This is a genomic window from Mesorhizobium sp. M1E.F.Ca.ET.045.02.1.1 (assembly GCF_003952485.1).
Lineage (GTDB): Bacteria > Pseudomonadota > Alphaproteobacteria > Rhizobiales > Rhizobiaceae > Mesorhizobium.
This window is the reverse complement of sequence record NZ_CP034447.1, coordinates 3,266,760-3,288,809: the sequence shown is the minus strand read 5'-3', so window position 1 is coordinate 3,288,809 and position 22,050 is coordinate 3,266,760. Positions and strand designations below refer to the sequence as shown.

19 protein-coding genes and 1 pseudogene are annotated in these 22,050 nt (G+C 64.0%); 5 read left to right on the top strand and 15 right to left on the bottom strand.

Annotated features, from left to right (window positions below):
* Nucleotides 1-57: 57 nt before the first annotated feature.
* Nucleotides 58-1,248 carry an acyl-CoA dehydrogenase gene (locus EJ070_RS15900; RefSeq protein WP_126092218.1) on the bottom strand — a complete coding sequence of 397 codons (1,191 nt, stop codon included), beginning with the start codon at nt 1,246-1,248 and terminating at the stop codon, nt 58-60.
* A gap of 106 nt (nt 1,249-1,354) precedes the next feature.
* Here EJ070_RS15900 and EJ070_RS15895 point away from each other — a divergent pair, with 106 nt between their 5' ends.
* Entirely contained in the window at nt 1,355-2,266 is a 912-nt protein-coding gene (locus EJ070_RS15895) for a LysR family transcriptional regulator (protein WP_126092217.1), read from the top strand.
* Here the strand turns inward: EJ070_RS15895 and EJ070_RS15890 are convergent, their stop codons facing one another.
* The 8 genes from EJ070_RS15890 to EJ070_RS15850 all read right to left on the bottom strand — a co-directional run bounded on the left by EJ070_RS15890 (nt 2,267) and on the right by EJ070_RS15850 (nt 13,109).
* Nucleotides 2,267-4,582, bottom strand: coding sequence for a Tex family protein (locus EJ070_RS15890; protein WP_126092216.1), 2,316 nt, complete (start codon nt 4,580-4,582; stop codon nt 2,267-2,269).
* Nucleotides 4,583-4,899: 317 nt separating this feature from the next.
* A complete protein-coding gene (locus tag EJ070_RS15880) occupies nt 4,900-6,078 on the bottom strand; it encodes a serine hydrolase (protein ID WP_126092215.1) in 1,179 nt (392 codons plus the stop codon).
* A gap of 31 nt (nt 6,079-6,109) precedes the next feature.
* Complete coding sequence (locus EJ070_RS15875; RefSeq protein WP_126095777.1) at nt 6,110-7,306, bottom strand: serine hydrolase; 1,197 nt, start codon at nt 7,304-7,306, stop codon at nt 6,110-6,112.
* Between the two features lie 65 nt (nt 7,307-7,371).
* On the bottom strand, nt 7,372-8,400 hold the full coding sequence (locus EJ070_RS15870) for an extracellular solute-binding protein (RefSeq protein WP_189350543.1): 1,029 nt from the start codon (nt 8,398-8,400) through the stop codon (nt 7,372-7,374).
* 45 nt (nt 8,401-8,445) lie between these two features.
* Complete coding sequence (locus EJ070_RS15865; protein ID WP_126092214.1) at nt 8,446-9,258, bottom strand: ABC transporter permease; 813 nt, start codon at nt 9,256-9,258, stop codon at nt 8,446-8,448.
* Nucleotides 9,251-10,198, bottom strand: a complete 948-nt coding sequence (locus tag EJ070_RS15860) for an ABC transporter permease (protein WP_245464892.1) — start codon at nt 10,196-10,198, stop codon at nt 9,251-9,253. The genes EJ070_RS15865 and EJ070_RS15860 overlap by 8 nt, the downstream gene beginning before the upstream one ends.
* Nucleotides 10,198-11,298 carry an ABC transporter ATP-binding protein gene (locus tag EJ070_RS15855; protein ID WP_126092213.1) on the bottom strand — a complete coding sequence of 367 codons (1,101 nt, stop codon included), beginning with the start codon at nt 11,296-11,298 and terminating at the stop codon, nt 10,198-10,200. The genes EJ070_RS15860 and EJ070_RS15855 overlap by 1 nt, the downstream gene beginning before the upstream one ends.
* Nucleotides 11,299-11,441: 143 nt before the next feature.
* Nucleotides 11,442-13,109, bottom strand: a complete 1,668-nt coding sequence (locus EJ070_RS15850) for an amidohydrolase (protein WP_126092212.1) — start codon at nt 13,107-13,109, stop codon at nt 11,442-11,444.
* A gap of 252 nt (nt 13,110-13,361) precedes the next feature.
* Between EJ070_RS15850 and EJ070_RS15845 the strand changes: the two genes are divergently transcribed.
* From EJ070_RS15845 to EJ070_RS15830, 4 genes and pseudogenes are all read left to right on the top strand, one after another.
* Entirely contained in the window at nt 13,362-14,015 is a 654-nt protein-coding gene (locus EJ070_RS15845; RefSeq protein WP_126092211.1) for a TetR/AcrR family transcriptional regulator, read from the top strand.
* 41 nt (nt 14,016-14,056) lie between these two features.
* A pseudogene (locus EJ070_RS15840) lies at nt 14,057-15,087 on the top strand (histone deacetylase family protein).
* A 433-nt stretch (nt 15,088-15,520) separates the two neighbouring features.
* Nucleotides 15,521-16,231 carry a helix-turn-helix transcriptional regulator gene (locus tag EJ070_RS15835; RefSeq protein WP_126092210.1) on the top strand — a complete coding sequence of 237 codons (711 nt, stop codon included), beginning with the start codon at nt 15,521-15,523 and terminating at the stop codon, nt 16,229-16,231.
* Nucleotides 16,228-16,998, top strand: coding sequence for a helix-turn-helix transcriptional regulator (locus EJ070_RS15830; RefSeq protein ID WP_126092209.1), 771 nt, complete (start codon nt 16,228-16,230; stop codon nt 16,996-16,998). Before EJ070_RS15835 ends, EJ070_RS15830 begins: the two co-directional genes overlap by 4 nt.
* A 38-nt stretch (nt 16,999-17,036) precedes the next feature.
* Here the strand turns inward: EJ070_RS15830 and EJ070_RS15825 are convergent, their stop codons facing one another.
* From EJ070_RS15825 to motA, 6 genes are read right to left on the bottom strand one after another with little or no spacing between them, the layout of a single operon-like run.
* On the bottom strand, nt 17,037-17,474 hold the full coding sequence (locus EJ070_RS15825) for a hypothetical protein (RefSeq protein WP_126092208.1): 438 nt from the start codon (nt 17,472-17,474) through the stop codon (nt 17,037-17,039).
* Between the two features lie 19 nt (nt 17,475-17,493).
* Complete coding sequence (gene flhB, locus EJ070_RS15820; RefSeq protein ID WP_126092207.1) at nt 17,494-18,576, bottom strand: flagellar biosynthesis protein FlhB; 1,083 nt, start codon at nt 18,574-18,576, stop codon at nt 17,494-17,496.
* A 24-nt stretch (nt 18,577-18,600) separates the two neighbouring features.
* On the bottom strand, nt 18,601-19,620 hold the full coding sequence (locus tag EJ070_RS15815; RefSeq protein WP_126092206.1) for a flagellar motor switch protein FliG: 1,020 nt from the start codon (nt 19,618-19,620) through the stop codon (nt 18,601-18,603).
* A 40-nt stretch (nt 19,621-19,660) separates the two neighbouring features.
* Nucleotides 19,661-20,041 carry a flagellar motor switch protein FliN gene (gene fliN, locus EJ070_RS15810; RefSeq protein ID WP_126092205.1) on the bottom strand — a complete coding sequence of 127 codons (381 nt, stop codon included), beginning with the start codon at nt 20,039-20,041 and terminating at the stop codon, nt 19,661-19,663.
* A gap of 30 nt (nt 20,042-20,071) precedes the next feature.
* Nucleotides 20,072-21,007 carry a FliM/FliN family flagellar motor switch protein gene (locus EJ070_RS15805; RefSeq protein ID WP_126092204.1) on the bottom strand — a complete coding sequence of 312 codons (936 nt, stop codon included), beginning with the start codon at nt 21,005-21,007 and terminating at the stop codon, nt 20,072-20,074.
* A gap of 34 nt (nt 21,008-21,041) precedes the next feature.
* On the bottom strand, nt 21,042-21,917 hold the full coding sequence (motA, locus tag EJ070_RS15800; protein ID WP_126092203.1) for a flagellar motor stator protein MotA: 876 nt from the start codon (nt 21,915-21,917) through the stop codon (nt 21,042-21,044).
* Between the last annotated feature and the right edge of the window lie 133 nt (nt 21,918-22,050).

The window sequence follows — 22,050 nt, the reverse complement described above, 5'->3', positions numbered from 1 at the left end:
TGGGCATTCTCCAAGCAGAGATGTTGCGCTGCACCTAATTTAAGCAGCATTGCCGGCTTAGAAAAACGCTTGAATACCCGTCTGCGCCCTTCCGAGGATCAGCGCATGCACGTCATGCGTGCCCTCATAGGTGTTCACCGTCTCCAGGTTCTGCGCATGGCGCATGACGTGGTAGCCGATCTGGATACCGTTGCCGCCATGCATGTCGCGGGCGTGGCGGGCGATGTCGAGCGCCTTGCCGCAATTGTTGCGCTTGACGATCGAGATCATCTCCGGCGCCATCTTGCCTTCGTCCATCAGCCGGCCGACGCGCAAGCTGCCCTGCAGGCCAAGCGCGATCTCGGTCTGCATGTCGGCGAGCTTCTTCTGGAAGAGCTGCGTGCCGGCGAGCGGCTTGCCGAACTGCTTGCGGTCGAGACCGTACTGGCGCGCCCGGTGCCAGCAATCCTCTGCAGCGCCCATGGCGCCCCAGGAAATGCCGTAACGCGCCCGATTGAGGCAACCGAACGGACCTTTCAGGCCCGCTACATTGGGCAGCAGCGCCTCCTCGCCGACCTCGACGCCTTCCATCACCACCTCGCCGGTGATCGAGGCCCGCAGCGACAGTTTGCCGCCGATCTTCGGCGCCGACAGCCCTTTCAGGCCCTTTTCCAGCACGAAGCCGCGGATCTGGTTGTCATGCACTGCCGATTTCGCCCAGACGACGAAGACGTCGGCGATCGGCGCGTTGGAGATCCACATTTTGGAGCCGGAAAGCCTGTAGCCGTTCGCCGTCTTCTCGGCGCGCGTCTTCATGCCGCCCGGATCCGATCCGGCGTCCGGCTCGGTCAGGCCGAAGCAGCCGATCCATTCGCCGGAGGCGAGCTTCGGCAGGTATTTCCTGCGCTGCTCTTCCGAGCCATAGGCATGGATCGGATACATGACCAGCGACGACTGCACGCTCATCATCGAGCGGTAGCCGGAATCGATGCGCTCGACCTCGCGCGCCACCAGCCCGTAGGTCACGTAGTTCGCGCCGAGCCCGCCATATTCCTCCGGGATGGTGATGCCGAGCAGGCCAGCCTCGCCCATCTCGCGGAAAATCGAGGGATCAGTCTTCTCGTCGAGATAGGCTTCCTCGATGCGGGGCGCGAGCTTGTCGGCGGCGAACGCAGCCGCGCCGTCGCGCACCATGCGCTCGTCCTCGGAAAGCTGGTCCTCGATCAGGAAAGGATCGTTCCACACGAAGGCGTTCTTCTCGGCGGCCATGGCCCGCTCTCCCGGCAGTATTTTTGAGGTGCCCGGCTTATCCGCCTCCGCACGGAAAAAATCAAACGAAATTGCATGACGGATCAATGAGCGTTAGTAATAGATCATGAACGTCCAGCGCCGTCTCCTGCCGAACACCGCCGCCCTTGCCGCCTTCGAGGCGGTGGCGCGTCTCGGCTCCTTCACCGCCGCCGCCCGCGAGCTCGATCTGACCCAGGGTGCCATTAGCCGGCAGATCAACCTGTTGGAGGAGCAGTTCGGACGCCGGCTGTTCGAGCGCGACAGCCGCAATGTCAGGCTGTCGGCAGCGGGCGAGATCTATGCCGAAACGGTGCGCTCCGCGCTCGGCCAGTTGCGGGATGCGGCGCTCGGATTGATGAGCAATCGGCATAGCGGCGCTCTTAACCTCGCCATCCTGCCGACCTTCGGCACACGCTGGCTGATGCCGCTGATCCCGGATTTCGTCGCCCGCCATCCCGATATCACCATCAACTTCGCCACGCGCATCGGCCGCTTCGACTTTGCCCGCGAGCGGCTCGACGCCGCGATCCATCACGGCATGCCCGACTGGCCGGACGCGGACTGCACGCTTCTGATGCGCGAGACCGTCGTTCCGGTCGCAGCACCTGAATTCCTCGCAGAGCGCAAGGTCGAGACGCCAGCCGATATCGGCCGCCTGCCGCTGCTGCATATGGCGACGCGCCCCGGCGCCTGGAGCGAATGGTTCGAGCATCAGGGGCTCGACGCGCCGACCGGCCCCGGCATGCAGTTCGAGCAGTTCGGCACCGTCGCCCAGGCCTGCATGGCAGGTCTTGGCGTCGCGCTGCTGCCGGAAATCCTGATTGCCGGCGAGTTGCAGCGCGGCCAGTTGGTCCCGGCGCCCGGCCAACCGATGCAGAGCCGCAGCGCCTATTACCTCGTCGTGCCGCACGACAAGCGCGGCCATGCCCCCGTCGCCAGCTTTCGCGATTGGCTGCTGGGCCAGGTCGAGAAGGAACCGGCTGTTCTGGCCTGGTAGCTATTTGCGCTTCATCGCCTCGGCGAGCGCCGCGCCAAACGCGCCCTGCGCCGGCCGCTCCTGTTGCCGATGCGGAGCCGGAGAGCGCGGCGCGGGCTTGCCCCCCTGATCTCGCTGGCCGCCGCGGGGAGCGCCCTCGCCGCCATCCTTGCGCATCGAAAGCCCGATGCGCTTGCGCTTGATGTCGACGTCGACGACGCGAACCTTCACCACGTCGCCCGCCTTCACCACCTCATGCGCATCCTTGATGAAGCGGTCGGCCAGTTGCGAGACATGCACCAGTCCGTCCTGGTGGACGCCGATGTCGACGAAGGCGCCGAAGGCCGCGACATTGGTGACGGTGCCTTCGAGCAGCATGCCGGGCTTCAGGTCCTTGATGTCGTCGACACCCTCGGCAAAGGTCGCCGTCTTGAAGCCGGGACGCGGGTCGCGTCCAGGCTTTTCCAGCTCGGCGATGATGTCGCGCACGGTCGGCAGACCGAAGCGTTCGTCGACGAAGACGCGCGGGTCGAGCGCCTTGAGTGCCGCGCTGTCGCCCATCAGCGAGCGCACGTCGCGTCCGCAGGCAGCGACTATCCTTTTCGCCACGCCATAGGCTTCCGGGTGCACCGAGGAAGCATCGAGCGGCTCCACGCCGTTCGGGATGCGCAGGAAGCCGGCGCACTGCTCGAACGCGCGCGGCCCGAGCCGTGCAACCTTGAGCAAGTCGCGTCGTGTTCCGAAAGCACCGCTGGCGTCGCGATGCGCCACGATTGCTTCCGCGAGCGACGGCCCCAACCCTGAAACGCGCGCGAGCAGCGGCGCGGACGCCGTGTTGAGGTCGACGCCGACGGCGTTGACCGCGTCCTCCACCACCGCTTCCAGCGAGCGGCCAAGCCGGTACTGGTCGACATCGTGCTGGTACTGGCCGACGCCGATCGACTTCGGCTCGATCTTGACCAGCTCGGCGAGCGGGTCCTGCAGGCGCCTCGCGATCGACACCGCGCCACGCAGCGACACGTCCAGGCCCGGGAACTCTGCCGCTGCCGTCGCGGAAGCCGAATAGACCGAGGCACCCGCCTCGCTGACGATCACCTTGAGCGGCTTCGGCCCGGCACCGGCCGGCAGATCCGACAGCATGTCGGCCACCAGCTTCTCGGTCTCGCGGCTGCCGGTGCCGTTGCCGATCGAGATCAGCTCCACCTTGTGCAGGCGGATAAGCGCGGCGAGTTCGACTTGGGTGCCGCGCACATCGTTCCTCGGCGGGAACGGATAGACCGTCGTTGTCGCCACCAGCTTGCCCGTGCCGTCGACCACCGCCACCTTGACGCCGGTGCGGATGCCGGGATCGAGCCCCATGGTCGGCCGCGAACCGGCGGGGGCTGCAAGCAGCAAATCCTTGAGGTTGCGGGCGAAGACGTGGATCGCCTCTTCCTCGGCGCGCTCGCGCAGGTCGCGCATCAGGTCGAGCGTCAGGTGCAGCGACAGTTTTATCCGCCAGGTCCAGCCGGCGACCTCCATCAGCCAGCGATCGCCCGGCAAGCTCGCGCCGATCGCATAGGCGTTGGCGATCATGCGCTCAACCGGCTTCACCGGCGATTGATCATCGACATCGACCTCGATGTCGAGCGACAGCACTTCCTCGTTGCGGCCGCGCAGCATGGCCAAGGCGCGGTGGCTGGGCACACCGGCCCAACGCTCGACATGGTCGAAATAGTCCGAAAATTTCGCGCCGGCTTCCTGCTTGCCGTCGACGACCCTGGCGCGCAGGAAAGCGCGTTCCTTCATGTAGGCGCGCAGCTTGCCGACCAGATCGGCATTCTCGGCGAACTGCTCCGACAGGATGTCGCGCGCGCCTTCGAGCGCCGCCTTCGCCTCGGGCACTTCTTCGGTGACATAGGCGAGCGCGAGCTCGGTCGGCACCGCTGAACGGTCGGCCAGGATCGCTTCGGCCAGCGGCCCGAGCCCGCGTTCCTTGGCGATCTCGGCCTTGGTCCGGCGCTTCGGCTTATAGGGCAGGTAGATGTCCTCGAGCTCGGCCTTGGTGCTTGCCGCCGCGATCTTGGCTTCCAGATCCTCGGTCAGCTTGCCCTGCTCACGGATCGAGCCGAGTATCGTCTCGCGACGCGCATCGAGCTCGCGCAGATAGGCAAGCCGCTCGGAAAGATCGCGCAACTGCGTGTCGTCGAGCCCGCCGGTGACTTCCTTGCGGTAACGCGCCACGAACGGCACCGTAGCGCCTTCGTCGAGAAGCCCGATCGCCGCCGCGGCCTGCTCCGGCCGCGAACCGATCTCGGCCGCGATGATTGCTGCGATGCGCGTGATGTCCGATGCCATGCTGGTCCCTGTCGAAAGAGCGGCGACCATAGGCCGGGATGCCGGCTGCGCCAACCGGGTTGGTTTCGGCCGGCGGAAAGGTCCACAGGAAAGCGGTCTAACGTGGGCGCCGCCCCTCACCTGCCTGCCGGCACCCCTCTCCCCGTATGGTGACGGGGAGAGGGGTGCTCTCATCGACGGTTTCGCCAGTCGCCAGCGTTGCAAGAAGGGCGCCGAGGCTGTGGCCGTCCTCCTTCTCCCCGTCACTATACGGGGAGAAGGTGCCGGCAGGCGGATGAGGGGCGGAGCCGACATAGACAGTCGGCTCGATAAGCCCCTCAAACCATGCCGCTCAGTGTCTCGAAAAACGCTACGATATCGACGTCAAGCTTGTCATCCACCGGCTCCGGCTGCGACGACATCTTGGCGATGACCACTTCCGTCTTGGGGTCGACGTAAATCCATTGGCCGTGGATGCCGATGCCGCAGAAGGCGCCGCTTGCCTTGCCCATCTGGTACCATTTGTTGCGATAGCGCCCTTCGGGGAAGAGGAACGCCATCGTGCCGCGCTGCCAGGCTTCATGGCTGCCGCCGGTGGCAACCGTGTCGCGCACCCAGGCCTCAGGCACGATGCGCCGGCCATTGGCCATGCCGCCCTGCCGCATCATCTCGCCGATGCGGGCAAGATCGCGCGGCGTCATCGACATGCCGCCGGCGGTGCGCGCCGTGCCTTCCATGTCGACGGTGACGGACATCTCGCTCGCAGCGCCGAGCGGCAGCCACAATTTCTCGGCTAACAGGTCGCTGACGCGTTTGCCGGATGCCCGCTCGACAAGAATGCCCAGCGTATCCGAATTGGGGGAGCGGTAGCGGTAGGTCTGCCCGTGCGGCTCGGCGAGGCGCTGCAGCGTCAGCAGGAATGCCGCAAGGCTTTCCGAGCCGCCGCCGGGATTCCACAGCGTCGCGCGGCGGTATCGGGCGAAGGCGCTTTCCGGATCGAGATAGGCTTCCTCGAAATCGAGGCTGACCGTCATGTCGAGCACATTGCGCACGCTGGCATCGCCATAGGCCGAGCGCTTGGCTTCGGGAATGTACTCAGTCACCGGCGCTTCAAAGTCGAACACCCCCTCGTCTTCCAGTATGCCGGCGAGGATGGCCGTCACCGATTTGCTGATCGAAAAGACGATGTGGCGCTGGCCGAACGCCATATGCGGCGCCGCCCAGTCGCCGATCAGCCTGCCGCCCTTCATGATCGACAGCCCGTCGGTGTCGGAACGCCTGAGGAAGGCTTCGACGGTTTCGGCGCCGCCAGCGAGCTTGACCTTTTCTTCGAGCAGCGCACCGAGAGGCTTTGCCTGCTCCTCGCCGCCGGGCGCGGCGGCAACATGCACCGACGGGACGAGTTCGCCGACATTCTGGAACGACCATTGGCTGAACGGCCTCAGCCGCCAGTTGTCGAGCCGCACGTCCTTGCGGGCAAAGCCGTATCTGGTCTCGAACGCAGTCTTGCCGGCCACGATTGTCTCCCGGTACTTTTGTCTCTGATTTTCAGGCGAGAGCCGCGGCGATGGCGTGCACGGCCTTCAGCGTCGCCACCGAATAGGCGATGTTGGTGAAATCCGGATAGGTCGAAAGCTTCACCACGACCATCCTGTTGTCCCAGTCGATGTGGATCAACTGCCCGAACACACCGCGACACATCAGCGAGCGCGAGCGCGAATCCTCGATCCAGAACTGGTTGCGGTAGCTGCCGTCCGGAAGGCTCGGATTGAAATTCGGTCCGTGCCTGCCCGTCCGCGTCGCCGCGATCCAATCGGCCGGAATGACCCCGCCGCCATTGTCGAGGATGAGCTGACCAAAGCGGCCGTAGTCGCGCAGCGTCGCGTTGAAGCCACCGTCGGCCAGCGCATAGCCGGCGCTGTCGACGGTGAAGCAGGCGCTCTCGTCGGCGCCGAGCTTTTGCCAGAGCTCTTCCGAGACGAGCTGCGCCAGCCGCCTGCCGCTCACCCGCTCCATGATGAAGGCGAGCACGTCGGTTTCGATCGAGCGGTATTCGAGGGCCTCGCCGTGCGAGCGCACCTTGTCCTTCAGCCGCAGGATCAGTTCGAACAGATGCGATGGCCAATGGAAATCGGGATCGCTGCCCGGCGGCACCGGTTTCCAGCCGCTGGCGACATCGACCTGGCCGATCTCGGAATAGCGATCGGTATACTCCTCGGAGAAGCGCACGCCCGTCGTCATGTCGAGCACGTGCTGCACGGTGGCGCCAGCCCAGGCCGTCTCACCGAGCTCTGGAAGATAGTCGGTGACCAATTTGGCCGGATCGATCAGACCGCGCCCGACCAGGATGCCGAAGACAGAACCGGTGACGGATTTCGCCATCGACTGCGACAGATGCGGCGTGCGCTCGTCCATGCCGTTGAAGTAGTGCTCATAGGCAACCCTGCCGTCCTTCAGCACCAGGAAGCCGTCGGTATAGGTCTCGTCGAGCAGTCCGGCGAGCGTCGTTGGGCGGCCTTCGCCATCCGCCACCGCCAGGCCGTCGAGATCGACCTCGGCACGCTCGAGACGACGGCGATGGCCATGGCCGCGCCAGACCTCCACGGTCGGCAGGAACTCGCGGATATGCTGGAAAGCCCAGCGGTTCCAGGGCGGCCGGTCCCAGTCGAGCTTTGGCACCACCATGGCCGGCGGCGACCCCTGCATGATCGGCGGCCGCGGATCGGAGTTGCGATAGGACGTCAGGATTTCCTCCCTGGACACAAGAAAGGGAGGCCGGAGCCTCCCCTCCTTCATGCTTTGCGGCGGAGCTATTTGCGCAGGTTCGTCCAGATCTTGTTGTAGATCTCCACCACCTCCGGCGGACACGGCGGCACGAATTCCGGCGTCGCCGAACCGGCCGGCGGACTGATCTCCGGCGAGTTGGCGAACTCCGCCGGCAGGAATTTGTGGCTGCCGGCAATGCCGTTGTCGTAGCCGGCGAACTCGGAGATCAGCGCCGCATTCTCAGGCGCCATGACGAAGTCCTGGAACAGCTTGGCGTTCTCGAGGTTCTTGGCGCCCTTCAGCACCGCGACATTATCCATCCAGCCCTCAATGCCTTCCTTCGGATAGGCATATTTGATCGCCGGGATCTTCTGGCGCGAGCGGTAGGCTGCGCCATTCCACTGCTCGGTCACGACCACGTCGCCCGAGGTGATCTTGGTGATGGTGTCGTAGCTGAAGGTCTTCCACGACGGCTTGGCAGCCGTCAGGATGTCGTTGATCTTCTTCAAATTGGCCTTGTCGGCGCCACAGCGCGGCACGCCGGCATAGCGTTCGGCCGCGTGCATGACGGTGTTGACGTCGTCGAGCACGTTGATCTGGCCCTTCAGCTCATCCGGCGGATTGAACAGGATCGCCAGCGTGTCGATGTCGCCCTTGAACTTGTCCATATTGACGGCGAATGTCGTCGTGCCGAACTGCCATGGCGCGGTGTAGTGGCGGCCCTTGTCCCAATAGATGTCGACGAAGCGTGGATCGATGTTCTTGCCGTTCGGCATCGCGTTGGGCTCGGTCTTTTCGAGCAGGCCCTCTTCGATCATGATCTTCACGGTGTAGTCGGACGGCACCACGATGTCGTAGCCGGAATTGCCGGCGCGCACCTTGGACAGCATGGTTTCGTTGGAATCATAGTCGTCCAGCGTCACCTTGATGTTGTATTGCTTCTCGAACTTCTCGATCAGCTTGGGGTTGGTATAGTCGCCCCAGTTGTAGATGTGCAGTTCGCCGTCGGCGAGCGCGGGCACGGCCCATAACAGCACGGCCGCGGAAACGGCCGCCATCAGTTTTCCAGACATTTTATGTTCTCCTTGCCTTCCCATTGTTGTGTTGGAGTTCACGGGTCATTTGGCGCGTCGCCGCGCTATCAGGAACGAGATCGAGACGAACAGGATCGACACCAGAAGCAGGATTGTGGAGATGGCGTTGATCTCCGGCGTCATCGGCCGCCGAATCTGGTTCCAGATGTAGAGAGGCAGCGTCGTCTGGCCGGGACCGGCGACGAGCTGCGTGATGGTGAAATCGTCGAAGGAGACGATGAAAGCGAGCGCGGCGCCCGACATGATGCCGGGCACCAGCAGCGGCAGCGTGATGCGCTTGAAGGCGTTCCACGGCGTCGCGTAGAGGTCCGCCGCCGCATATTCCAGCGTCAGGTCCATGTCCTCGAGCCGCGCCCGGATCGGCATATAGGCGAAGGGGATGCAGAACACGGTATGGGCAAGGATCAAATTGCCGATGCCGAAATTCAGCCCGAACGTGCCGGCGATCAGCGCGAAGAAGGAGAGCGTCGCCACCGCCGTGATGATCTCCGGCACCATCAGCGGCAGGTTGATCACCATGAAGGCCGCCGCCAGCCCGCGCCACGGCTTCACTCTGGTCATCCCGATCGCTGCAAGCGTCGCGCAGATGGTCGAGACGATCGTAGCGGTGACCGAAATGATCAGCGTGTTGCGGGCCGCGTTGTGGAACTCCGCGTTGCGCAGCGCGCTGCCGTACCAGCCGAGCGTGACGCCTTCCCAATGCGTGACCAGCGAGCCGCTGTTCAGCGAGAAGATCATCAGGATGAGCACCGGGATGTAGAGCACCAGCAGGCAGATGATGGCGATCGAGCGGAAGCCCGGCTGGTCCTTGATGTCGATGGTGCGCGGTTCAGCCATGCTGCACCTTCCCCGACGTGTTGCGGACGTAGAAGTAGAGCGCCACCAGCACCGCGGCCATCAGGATCAGCGCCTGCGCGCAGCCGAGCGGCCAGTTGCGCCCGGAACCGAATTGCTGGGCAATCAGGTCACCGATCATCAGGTGGACACCGCCGCCCAGGATCAGCGGCGTCACATAGGCACCGAGCGCCGGGATGAAGACCAGCAGGCAGCCGGCGATGATGCCGGGCTTGGAAAGCGGAATGATCACCCGCCACAGCACCTGGCGGCGCGTCGCGTAGAGATCGTAGGCCGCCTCGATCAGCCGGAAGTCGAGCTTCTCCAGGCTCGAATAGAGCGGCAGCACCATGAACGGCAGGAAGGCGTAGAGCAGGCCGAGCTGGATGGCGAAATTGGTGTAGAGCATGGTGATCGGCTTATCGATCACGCCCAATGCCATCAGCGCGTTGTTGATCAGGCCCTCGTCGCGGATGATGAACATGATCGCCAGCGTACGCACCAGGAGGTTCGACCAGAACGGAATGGTGATAAGAAGCACCCACCAGTTGCGCTGCGCCGGCGGGCGGGTGGCCATGAAATAGGCGGTCGGGAAGCCGAGCAGCAGGCAGATGACTGTCGTCACCACCGCGAACAGGAACGAGCGCAGGTAGATGATCAGGAAGTCCGGCGTGAATTGCAGCGTGTCGTCGAAGATGTCGCGCTGGAACAGGAAGTTCAGATAGGCGTCGGTCGAGAACTGCCACTGCACGCCACCATAGGGCGCCGCGACAAGGAACGAATAGACGCAGATGATAAGGAGCGGCAGCACGCCGAAAATGCCGATGATGATCAGCGCCGGTAGCGACAGCAGCCTGTTGCGCCGCGCGCCGGCTTTCACCGCCTGGGCCTCGAACAACGCGGCCTTGGAAGGCATGGTTGGGGAGAGCGTGGCTGTCGTCATCAGTCTTTCAGGACGCGGGCTGCGTCCTCCTCGAACTGGATGCCGACTTTGGCGCCCTTCTCGTAGGTCACCGGGCTCGAACGGCTGTTCTGGTGGCGCACGATGAAGTTTTCGCCACCATCGAGCTTCACGTGATAATGCGTGTCGGTGCCGAAATAAACGATGTTGGAGAGGGTTCCGGCGATCGTGCCCTTGGCCGGGTCCGGCACCAGGTCGGCATGCTCGGGACGCACCACCAGCGTCACTTCGCCCGTCGGATCGAAGCCTTCCGGATAACCGGCGGCGATCGTGGCACTGCGCGCGAATTTGACCGTCGCCACGCCGGGCTTCTTCGATACCACCGTGCCGGCCAGGAAATTCGTCTCGCCGATGAAGTCGGCGACGAAGCGCTCCGCCGGCCGGTCGTAGATATCGCGCGGCGTCCCGACCTGCAGGATCTTGCCGGCCGACATGACCGCGATGCGGTCGGACATGGTCAGCGCTTCTTCCTGGTCGTGGGTGACGAAGATGAAGGTGATGCCGGTCTCGTGCTGCAGACGCTTCAACTCGATCTGCATTTCCTTGCGCAGCTTGTAGTCGAGCGCCGAGAGCGGCTCGTCGAGCAGCAGCACTTTCGGCTGCGGCGCCAGCGCCCGGGCGAGCGCGACGCGCTGCTGCTGGCCACCGGAGATCTGGCTGGTGCGGCGCGCCTTCAACGCCTCCATCTTGACCAGCTTTAGCATCTGGGCGACGCGCGCTTCGATCTCCGCCTTCGGCTTGCCGAGCATCTCCAGCCCGAAGCCGATATTCTCAGCCACCGTCATATGCGGGAACAGCGCGTAGCTCTGGAAGACGGTGTTGACCGGGCGCTTGAATGGCGGCAGCGGCGCGATGTCCTGGCCGTGCAGCAGGATTTCGCCGGCGGTTGGGAAATCGAAGCCGGCAATCAGTCTCAGCAGCGTCGTCTTTCCGCATCCGGACGGGCCGAGCAGGGTGAAAAACTCGTTCTCGCGGATCGACACCGACACCGTGTCGAGAGCGGCTACCTGGTTTTCACCGGTTCCAAATACTTTGCGTACACCGCGAACTTCGATCGCGTTCTTACCCGGTTGTTCCGGCACGATTTCCCCATTGAGAGAGCCTGCTCTTGGCGGCAGGTTTGTTCCTGTTTGATTGTCACCATAAGCCGACTGGCTTGGCAACTGCGGAGCTGTCACTCGACTTTTAAAGGCAATCTCCATGCCACCCTCGGGTCTGGCTGTCCTCAGGCTTGGTAAGTGACCCTTCCACCACAAATGGTGGTGACGGGCCGAACGGTGTGCAGCGCTTCGGGCGCCGTCGCCTCGATATCGGCCGACAAGACGACGATATCGGCGAGGTACCCGGTCTTCAGACGACCCTTGCAGTGTTCCATGAACTCGGCATAGGCGCCCTCGACCGTATAGCCGGCAATCGATTCATGGAGCGAGAAACTCTGATCCGGCAGACCTTCTGCCCAAGGTTTGCGCATCACTGCCGCCTGGATGCCCAGGATCGGGTCAACCGGCGAGACCGGCCAGTCGGAGGCGAAGACGACCCGCGCGCCGGCGTCTTTCAGCGTGCGCCAGGCATAGCTCAGCGGCCACTTATCGCGACCGATGCGCGAGATCGTCGGCTCCAGCGGGAAATTCATGGCGCCCGGTGGATGCGGCGGCTGCATCGACGCGAGCACACCGAGCTCGGCGAAGCGCGGCACGTCGGAAGGCGTGGTGACTTCGATATGCTCGATGCGGTGGCGGCTGTCGCGCCTGCCGTTCTTCTTGAGCGCCGCCTGGTAGCCGTCGAGCACGGCCCGCACCGCGCCGTCGCCGATCGAGTGCACGGCGACCTGCAGGCCGCGCCTGTCGGCCTCGACCGCCACCTCGGCGAAATGTTCGGGCGAAAAAAGCGGCTCGCCGCGCCAGCCCGGCCGGTCGGCATAATCGTCGACCATCACCGCGGTCCAGGAGTCCAGCACGCCGTCATAGAAGAGCTTGACCATGCCGGATGACAGCCATTCGGAATTATAGGTCGCAGCCATGCGCGAGGCTTTTTCGAGCATGTCCAGCGACATGAAATTCTTGAAGTGGAATGGGATCTTTGTGCGGCACAGCAACCGCCCCTCTTCTTCCAGGCCGGCAAGCAGCTCGAGCTGGTAGAGGTTGCCGTCCATATTCTGGATCGAGGTGATGCCGTGCTGGGCGCACCACTGAAGCCCTCGGTGCATCAGGTTGCGATCGGCGGCCAGCTCCTCGGCCGACGGATAGGGATCCGGCTCCTCGCCGGTCAGTCCCAGCCGTGTCCGATTTGCTCCGAAATGCTCGAGGATCGGTCCGAACGCCTCGCCCTCGCGCAACTCGCCGGCGGCGAGACCGTCAGCGCCCATGACGATCTCGTTGCCCTGTCCTACCTGCTTGCCGTGCAGCAGGCCCGCCTCTTTCAGCGCCTTGGTGTTTGCCCACATCGTGTGGTGGTCGGAAGCCGACATGGCGAAGGGCCGGTCGGGGATGATGCGGTCGAGATGATGACGCGTCACCGGTTCGGACAGGATCGCATAATCGACGCCGGCGCCGATCAGCAGCCTGGCGTTCGGACGCTTCGCTGCGAAGCCCTGAATCGCTTCGCGCAGCGCGTCGAAGCCATGCACGCCCGCCAGATGCAGGTTGTCGAGCTCGGCCGCGCCGCCGAACAGATGCATATGCGCTTCGATGAAGCCAGGCAGGACGGAGCCGCCCTGGGCGTCGATGACCTTGGTGGCCTGCCCTTTGAGCGTTTCGATCGAGGCTCGGCTGCCGATGGCGACGATGACGCCGTCCTTGACGGCAATAGCCTCAGCGGCGGGATTGTCATCGTCCATGGTCAGCACACGACCGTTGACGACCATCAGATCCGCACCACCATCCGCAACCGACATCGCGACTCCACATTTTGCTGAGGGACCGACAGCGCCAAGTCCAGTGAGCTGCCGCTCCACTGAGGCGGCGCCGTGGGACGAAAGTCGATGCCGATGCGCCGTCTTCGAAATTCCCCTTGTTATCGTGGAAGACAGCGTAGATAAAGAATGCGACTGTTTATTCGCGTTTGTCAACAGCCGGAATTTGGAATGTATAGTGGACAGCACCCCGCGCCTGTGCTGAGGCCGGTCGGTGAACGAGGGCATCGGAAAGTGAAGCGCAGTCTCGACCGCAAGACCAGGATAGCGCTCGAACCGCGCAAGCAGCCGCGGCAAAAACGGTCAAGCAAGGTGGTCGACAGGATTCTCGACGCGGCGCTGATCCTGACGCGTGAGCAGGGAACCAGGGCGCCGACGACGCTGGCCATCGCGCAACGCGCGGGCCTCTCGGTCGGCTCGGTCTATCAGTACTTTCCCAACAAGGAAGCCATTCTTCTGGACCTGGCCCGGCGCTGGCTGTCGTCTTTTCCCGAGGTCATCCGGAAGCGTATCAACGTCCCCCGGCCGACCAACCGCGACGAGTTTCGGCGCGAAGTGCGCAAACTCTTCATCGACACATCCAGGCTCTATCTGGACAACGTCACGCTGATGCCGGTGATCGAAGCCATATCCGGCAACGCCGACCTCAGGCCGATCCAGGACGAATATGACAAGCAGATCATCGCCCTCTACGCAGCCTGGTTGCAACATGTGAACCCGGCCCTTGAAGAAAAGATCGCCAAGCGGTTGGGCCTGGTGATGATGGAGGTCGGACACGCCTGCAGGCTTGTGGGGCTGAAGAGAGATCGCAAGACATTCGACCTCATCGAGGACGATGTGGAAGCCATGTGGCTGGCTCTCGTGAACCCCTATCTCAACCTCGACTGATTTCACACTTCCAACTGATTTCGCGCTCCAGGGGAATTCCTATGAAGACTGTCTATTCGCCGCTTCATGCCGGTCACGCTGACCAGATGGAACTGGTCACCTCGGCAATCGTGCCGGGTTTCGAGAAGCCGTCGCGGGCCGAATTCATCAAGGCGCGGGTGGAAAGCGAGAAGCTTGGGCCGATCGTCGGGCCGGTCGAGCACGACCTCGCCGCGGCCAAGCGGGTGCATGAAGCGCACTACGTCGACTTCCTGCCGACCGTGTGGCCGGAATGGGTCGCCGCCGGCTTCAAGGGTTCGGCCATGGGCTTCACCTGGCCGACGCGCGGGTTGCGCGGCGACGTGCCGCCGAAGCGCATCGACGCCTTGCTCGGCTATATTCCTTCGATGCCGGCGCCACCTTCGTCGAAGGCACCTGGGCGGCGATCAAGTCGTCCTATGACGTCGCGCTGACGGCGGCCGCCCTGGTCAAGGGCGGCGAGCGGACCGCCTTCGCGCTCTGCCGTCCGCCAGGCCATCACGCGGGCGCCGCCTTCATGGGAGGCTACTGCTTCATCAACAATGCCGCGGTCGTCGCGCAATGGTTCCGCGACCAGGGCGCAAGCCGTGTCTCCATCCTCGATGTCGACTATCACCACGGCAATGGCACGCAGGAAATCTTCTACCGCCGCGGCGACATCCAGGTGCTCAACCTGCATGGCGATCCGATGGTCGAGTACCCCTTCTTCCTCGGCCATGCCGACGAGCGCGGCGAGGGCGAAGGCGAAGGTTTCAACATCAACTATCCGATGCCCTTCGGCACCAATTGGGACGGCTGGAACGCATCGTTGGAAGATGCCTGCGCCAGGCTTGCCGCCTACACCCCCGACGTCGTCGTGGTGTCGCTCGGCGTCGATACGTTCGAGAAGGATCCGATCAGCCAGTTCAAGCTGAAGAGCGAGGACTATCCCAAGATCGGCCGCCGCATCGCCAAGCTCGGCCTGCCGACGCTGTTCGTCATGGAAGGAGGCTACGCGGTGGAAGAGATCGGCATCAACGCCGTCGGCGTGCTGACCGGCTTCGAGGATCATTAAGCCGCGCTGATCGAAAGGACATGCGCCCTCGGAGATGGCCGAGGGCGCATTTTTTTAGCGATTCCGCCCGAAATCGTCGGCTCAATTCAGGCCGGAAATCGCCGCCAGGCAACGCGAAGCGAGGCTTCTGAGTCGCAACACGAGTCCATCAGATTCGATTTTGTCAAATCGCGTTTGATGTCGGATTCATCTGCAGGTAGATTAGACCCGAATCAGCCGGTCCACGGGGGGCGCGGCTACCACCCAAAGTCTCCAGTTCCGGCATCCGGCCGGCACCAGACGCGGACGGCTGCGCGTTCCCTAAAAGGATTCGGCTCGGTTGGGCGCTGTGCGTGCCCTTGAGTGTGTTTTCGTCAACGTGATGCGTTTCGGGTCCGGCCGCCGGCTTTTGCCAGCACCGGGCACAGGGATCGATTCCGGCCAGAATATCAAGATGAGCAGTCCCGCCGCGCCTCTCCAACCCGACGCCTCAGGCTCGCACCTGACGTCCCGCGGCGATCTCACCAGTTTCTTCATGCAGCTTGCCGCCGACATCGGCGCCGACAGCTACATGCTTGTCGCCATCGTGCACGACCAGGACCGCAACGACGCCCGCATCGTGTCGTCGAACTGGATTTTCGACGCCATAGAGCTGATCGGCAAAAGGCTGATCGCCAATCTTGCGCTGGGACCGCTGACCGCCGCACCCGGCATGCGCCCCAAGCCGCTGGTCGCGGCGCATGCCCCCGACGCCGGCGCGTTGCTGACCAGTGAGGAAGCCAGGCTGCTCGACGTGCTCGGCCACGCCGAAATCTATTCGCTGAGGCTCAATGTCGGCCGCCAGCGTCTTTTCGTGCTGTTCTCGGCCGCGGAGGCCGGCAAGATCGATCTGCCTGCGCTGATGAAGGCGCAGCTGAAATGCTGCTACGCGCTGTCCTGCATCCCGCAACTGATTGCCGCTGCCGCCATGCAGGACCCTCTGTCGGACCGCGAGCGCGAATGCCTGTTCTGGGTGTCGGAAGGCAAGACCACCGACGAGGTGGCGCTCATCCTTGGCGTCTCGTCGAACACCGTCAACAGCTACATCACGCATGCCATCCAGAAATTCGCGGCCAGCAACCGTGCGATGGCGATTGCGACCGCGATCAGGAGCGGCATCATTTGAAACACGCGCAGATCAGAGAGACCGCAGCCGCCCTTTTCAACGACCAGCGCAATCCGTTCGGCGCGTTCTCGCTTGGATCGGAAACGCATCAGGCGGTCACCATCCCGGATGCCGTGCGCCGCTGCCGCTGGATCGCCGTCGACATCAACGCTTCCGGTTTCGGACTGTTCTTCGTCAGCCCTTCGCTGGAGCGCGCCCGCCTGGTCGCCTGCTTCGATTCCGACTATCCGTCGACCGCCCTCACGACCAAATTCATCTCGGGCGCCAGCGGCGAGGATATGGTGCGCCACAGCCGCATCTCGACGACGCCGCGCTGGTGGGCGGATGACGGCATCGCCGGCTCGCGGCAGCCCCTTGAGAGCCTGGCATGGGCCGAGCCGACCGCGCCGCTCGCGCCCGGCACCAACGGCATCGCCTTTCCGGTGCATGCGGATCGCGGCCAGTGCGGGCTGGTCGTCTTCCTTGGGTCCGACATCACGCTGTCGGACGACACGCTCTGTGAAATCCACGCGCGCTGCTTTGCGCTGTTCGCGGCGGTCGCCCGGATCCGTCCGGGCGAAACCGGCAGGACGCGCGCGATCTCCAAGCGCGAGCTCGAATGCCTGAAGCTGACCGCCAACGGCAACACCAGCGAAGAAATTGCGAAGCTTCTGAAACTGTCGGTGCACACCGCCAACCAGTACCTCACCCAATCGACGCAGAAGCTCAACGCGGTCAACCGCAACCAGGCGGTGGCCAAGGCGCTGCGGCTTGGCCTGATCGAGTAGCTCGCTCAGGCCAAGCGTCCACACGCCCCAAATTGTCGTCAAGGATAGGCGAGCGGCTCGGTCTTCCGGATGCTGGCCTGCTCGATCGCGCCCTCCAGCAGGGCGGTGTTGTGCTCCGGCGTCTCGCCCGGCTTCTCGAAAGACACGTAGTTGACGACCACGGACGCCCCGTGCTCGGTCAGCGTGAGCTGGAAGTAGACGGTGACGCCGCGCGGCCGAAGCTCCAGATCGAGCACGATGCGCGGGCTGCCGCTCCAGTCGACATGCGCTTCACCGCCATGGCCGAGCCTGAGCGTGCCCGGTTGGAAGTAGAGTTCCGCGGCCGAGTCCACCAGGTCCGACAGGCAAGCGAAATGCTCCAGCCGGATGAAGGCGATATAGTCGGCGACCTCGATCAGGCGCAGCTCGCCGACTACATCCTGGATGGCGCTGGCGACGATCTGCTCGCGTGAATTGGCGTGTGGTTGCCGGTTCATGGATAGAGGCAGCATCCGTTCATGAGGGTACTCTGCGCACGGCCTTCTTCGAGTAGACGATCCGCACCAACTCGGCGACGGCCTGGTAGAATTGCGACGGGATCACGCTATCAACCGAAACTTGCTTGTACATGGAGCGGGCAAGCGCCACGTCCTCGAAGATCGGGATGTTGTGCTCCCTGGCGATTTCGCGGATCTTCAGCGCCACCAGGTCCTGGCCCTTGGCGAGCACGACCGGAGCGGAATCCTCCTCGCGCACATATTTCAGCGCGATGGAGTAGTGCGTTGGATTGGCGATGACGAGCGTCGCACGTGGCACCGCCGTCATCATGCGCTGCCGCGCCCGGTCGCGCGCCAGCGAGCGCAGGCGCGACTTCACGATCGGATCGCCTTCCGATTGCTTCAACTCGTCCTTCACTTCCTGCTTGGTCATGCGCAGATCGCGCCGCCAGTGGAAGCGCGACCAGACGATGTCGGCGACCGCGATCAGCCCCATGACGAAGACGATCGACACCAATATGTCGACAAAGATGCCGCGGATGACCATGCCGAACGACACCGGATTGGTGATCATGCCGGCAAGCAGCCTGCGATGATCCTCCGACAGCGTGAAGGCGAGCACGGCGATGGCGAAGGCAAGCTTGGCCAGCGACTTGCCGAATTCGACGAAACCCTGCACACCGAACAGCCGGCTCCAACCCTTGGCGATCGAAATGCGCGACAGTTGCGGCCTGATCCGCTCGCCGACGAGTTGCGGCATGTTCTGGAACACCGAGGCACCGATGCCGGCGACCACCAGCAGCACCAGCAGGCTGACGACGGCGCGGCCGATCTCGATCAGGACCTGCTCGTAGAGCGTGATGACATCGGTCTCGGTGTCCATCGGCCATGCTTCGGGCTTTTCCAGGAACGTCGACAGGAACATGCCGAGATCGACGACGGCATCCTTGGCGTAAAAAACCGCGAACACCAAAATGGCAAGGAACGAGGCAAAGATCGCCGTCTCGCGCGAATGGGGCAGCTTGCCCTGTTCGATCGTGTCGCGGATCTTCTTCTCCGTGGCTTCCTCGGTTTTGGAATCCTTGTCGACCGCCTCAGCCATGGTGACCCGACCGTATTGCTGTCGTCAGGCCGCTTCGGCGGCGCTTTGCGTCGAGGGAAGCTCGAACGCTCCTTGCCGCGACAGACGGATGGTCGCCACGGCGATCGTTTTGCGCGCCGCCATAATGTCGGCCAGCGCAATGCCTTCCGATCCCTGCCCGAGCTCGGATTCGATCATGCGGCGTGAGCGTGCGCCGATCGCCGACAGCACGGATTCGGTGAGCGCCGCGGGCGCGCCGCGCAGCGCCAGCGTGACGAGCTCGGTCGACAGCCCGTCGAACAGCAGCACGCGCGCCTTCTGGGTAAGCAGCGGCAGGTCGTCGAAAGCAAACAACCGCGACTTGACGCCGGCGAGATCGGGCGTGCCGGCCTCTTCCAGATCCTGCATGAGCTCGTCGAGCTCGGGCTTGGCCATTTCGTTGAGCACGCTGGCGACACGCTCCTGGCCGGCCGAAGTGTCCTTGGTCGCCTTCTGCGCAAGCACGCTGGCGCGCAACTGGCTCTCGACGATCCTGGTCGCTGCGTCCGGAATGTTGGCCATCGTCACCATGCGCTTGATGATCTGGCTGCGTATCGGCTTTTCCATCGTCAACAGAACGTTGGCGGCGGCCTGCGACGCGAGCTTCGACAACACCATGGCCGCCGTCTGCGGATGTTCCCCGGCGAGGAAGGTCCCGAGGCGCGCGGGCTCGAGCTTCTCGAGATCCGGCCAGATCGGCGGCGGTCCCTCGGGAGCAGGCTCGAGTTTCTTGTCGCCCATGATGGCGCTCATCTCCTCGGGCGACAGCGATTCGTTGAGGATCGTGTCCATCCGGTCGGCCGAATCGAGCAGGCCGGCGCCCTCCGTGAACTCGGCCTCGAATTCCGCGACGATGCGCTCCAGATCGGCTTGCGGGATGGTGCGCAGCAGGCGGGCGCCCTCGATCAGCGCCTTCAGCTCTTCCTGCTTGAAGAATTTGAGCAGCCGGCTGGCCGAGGGCTTGCCCATCGCCACCAGGATGGCGGCAGCCTTTTGCGGGCGCGTCAGCGTCAATGACGTCATCATGCTTGGCTCCGCGGCCGGTGGATGCTCTGGCTGTCCATTTCTACGCGCTCTTCGTCGCGGCGATGATCTCGGTGAGCCTGATGCCGAAGCGCGACGGATCGTTTTCCAGCACGGTGATCTCGCCGCGCGCAATTCTGCGGCCGTTGACGACCACGTCGACCGGCTCGCCGATGCGGCGGTTGAGTGCCACGGTCGAGCCTTTCTGCAATGCCATCAGCTCCGACACCGGCATTTCGGTGCTGCCGAGGATGATCTGCACATCGACCGGGATCGTCATGATGATCGACGAATTGGCGCCTGCCTGGAAGGCGGCGTCCGGACGCTGTTCCTCTTCCCGCAGCACGCCGCGCAGTTCCTCGATGGCGCGGTCGAGCTGCTCGTCCGGCTGATCGGGTTCGGCTTCCACCTTGGTCTTTGCCATGCCTCTTCTCCAATAATCCCAGGTCCGGCCTCAGCCGGGCATAAGTCCGTCGATAAAATCCTGCCCGGCATCGTGAGGATGCCGGATGCGGACCGTGTAATTCTGACCGAGCTTGCCGAACTCGCAGACAAACAGCGTCTTGTCGCGCGCGCTGAGCTTGGCCTGCGACTGCGCGTTCTCCTCGAACTCGATCACCTGGCCGGGCTGCAAGGCCGCGAGATCGCCAAGCGTCAGCCGGGCGAGCGGCATGGTGGCCTCTAGCCGCACAGCCGAGCGCATCACTTCCTCCGAGAAGCGGGCTCGCCAGTCGAATTCCGTCGTCTGGTCGTCGCCCTGAGCGGCGGTGGCGCCGCGCGCCGCCAGAAGGATGCGCTGCGGGATCATCACCGTCACCGTGCCGGTGTCGGTTGGCGTCGAAATGCCGTAGACGATGCGGGCTGCCGCGCCATCGCGCAGCACACGCCGTCTTGCCTCGTTGCCGGACATCGCCCGGGGGATTGTCAGGCGCAGGTTTAGGGAGCGCCTGTCCGATCCGTTCAGCGCCACTGCGACCTCCTGGAAGACGCTGGTCGCGACGTCAGTCTCGATCTGCGACAGGTCGCGCTCGATCGGCGCCACCGGCTGGTCGGGGTCGCCGCCGAACAGAGCGCTGACCATGACGGCGATCGCCGGCGCGTCCATGACCAGCGTCATGGCGTCGGCCGAGGTCGGCGAGGAGACGATGGTCATGGCGAAGGTTTCGCCGGCGCGGATGCGCGCATCAGGCACACGACTCACTTCCACCGCTTGCAGGTCGACCGTGACCGGCGCGCCAAGGTCGCCGGAAAGGGCTTTCTGCAGCAGCGGCAGCGAGCGTTCGGCCATGCCGCGGCCGACGCCGATCACCTGCGCGGCCTCGCCGCTGTCGCCGACGAGACGCTCGATGATCAAGGCCCGGGTTTGCGACGGACTGCCCGGACTGGTCATGACGGCATGCGGCCCTGGCTGAAGTTCTGCATGCTCAGGCCGCCTTCTTCTCGGCGACGCCCGTATTCATGGTGCTCTGCTCGACGGCATCGATCGTCGGGCGCTCATAGGAGGAGATGGTCTTGCGGCCGAACTCGATCGCGACCTGCGGCAAGGCGCCGTTCATGTAGGCGAGCAGCGTCTGCTTGACGATGATGTAGAGGCGGTTCTTCTTCTCGCGAACCGTCTTGATCTTGGTGGCGACCGGGCCGACCACGCCATAGGACAGGAAGATGCCGAGGAAGGTTCCGACAAGCGCGGCGCCGATCAGCCCGCCGAGGATTTCCGGCGACTGGTCGAGCGCGCCCATCGCCTTCACCACGCCGAGCACTGCGGCGACGATGCCGAGCGCCGGCAGGCCGTCGCCGACCGCGACCATCGCGTGATAGGCCTTCAGCTTGTCGCTGCGGATGGTCTGGATCTCCTCGTCCATCAGCGCCTCGATCTCGTGCGAGCGTGCATTGCCGATGATGATGATGCGGCAATAGTCGCAGATGAAATTCGTCAGATCGTGGTTCTTCAGGACGGTCGGGAAGGCCTGGAAGATCGCGGATTCTTCCGGATTGTCGATATGCGCCTCGACCTCGCTGCGCGACTTCGAGCGCAGTTCGCGCATCAGGCTGTGCAGCACGCCGAGCGTCTCCAGGTAGTCCCGTTCCTTGGGCACCGCCTGCTTGAAGGCTTCGATAATGCCCTTGCCCGTGTCCTTGACCGTCTTCATCGGGTTGGCGACGAGGAAGGTGCCGAGCGCGGCGCCGCAGATGACCACCGCTTCCCATGGCTGCATCAGCACATGCAGGTGCCCGCCCATGGCCATGAAGCCGCCGAGAACGCAACCAAGCGTCACCACAAGTCCGATCAGAATACCCACGACAGGTCCTTCCGCACATCACGTCGTGATCACGGATAGTCCTCGTGCCTTGTGTGAGGCTTGAATCGAAGCCGATGGGCGCGATTCAGTTTCGCGCAAGGAAGTGAGCTTATTGTTTCGGGATAGCTTCGGC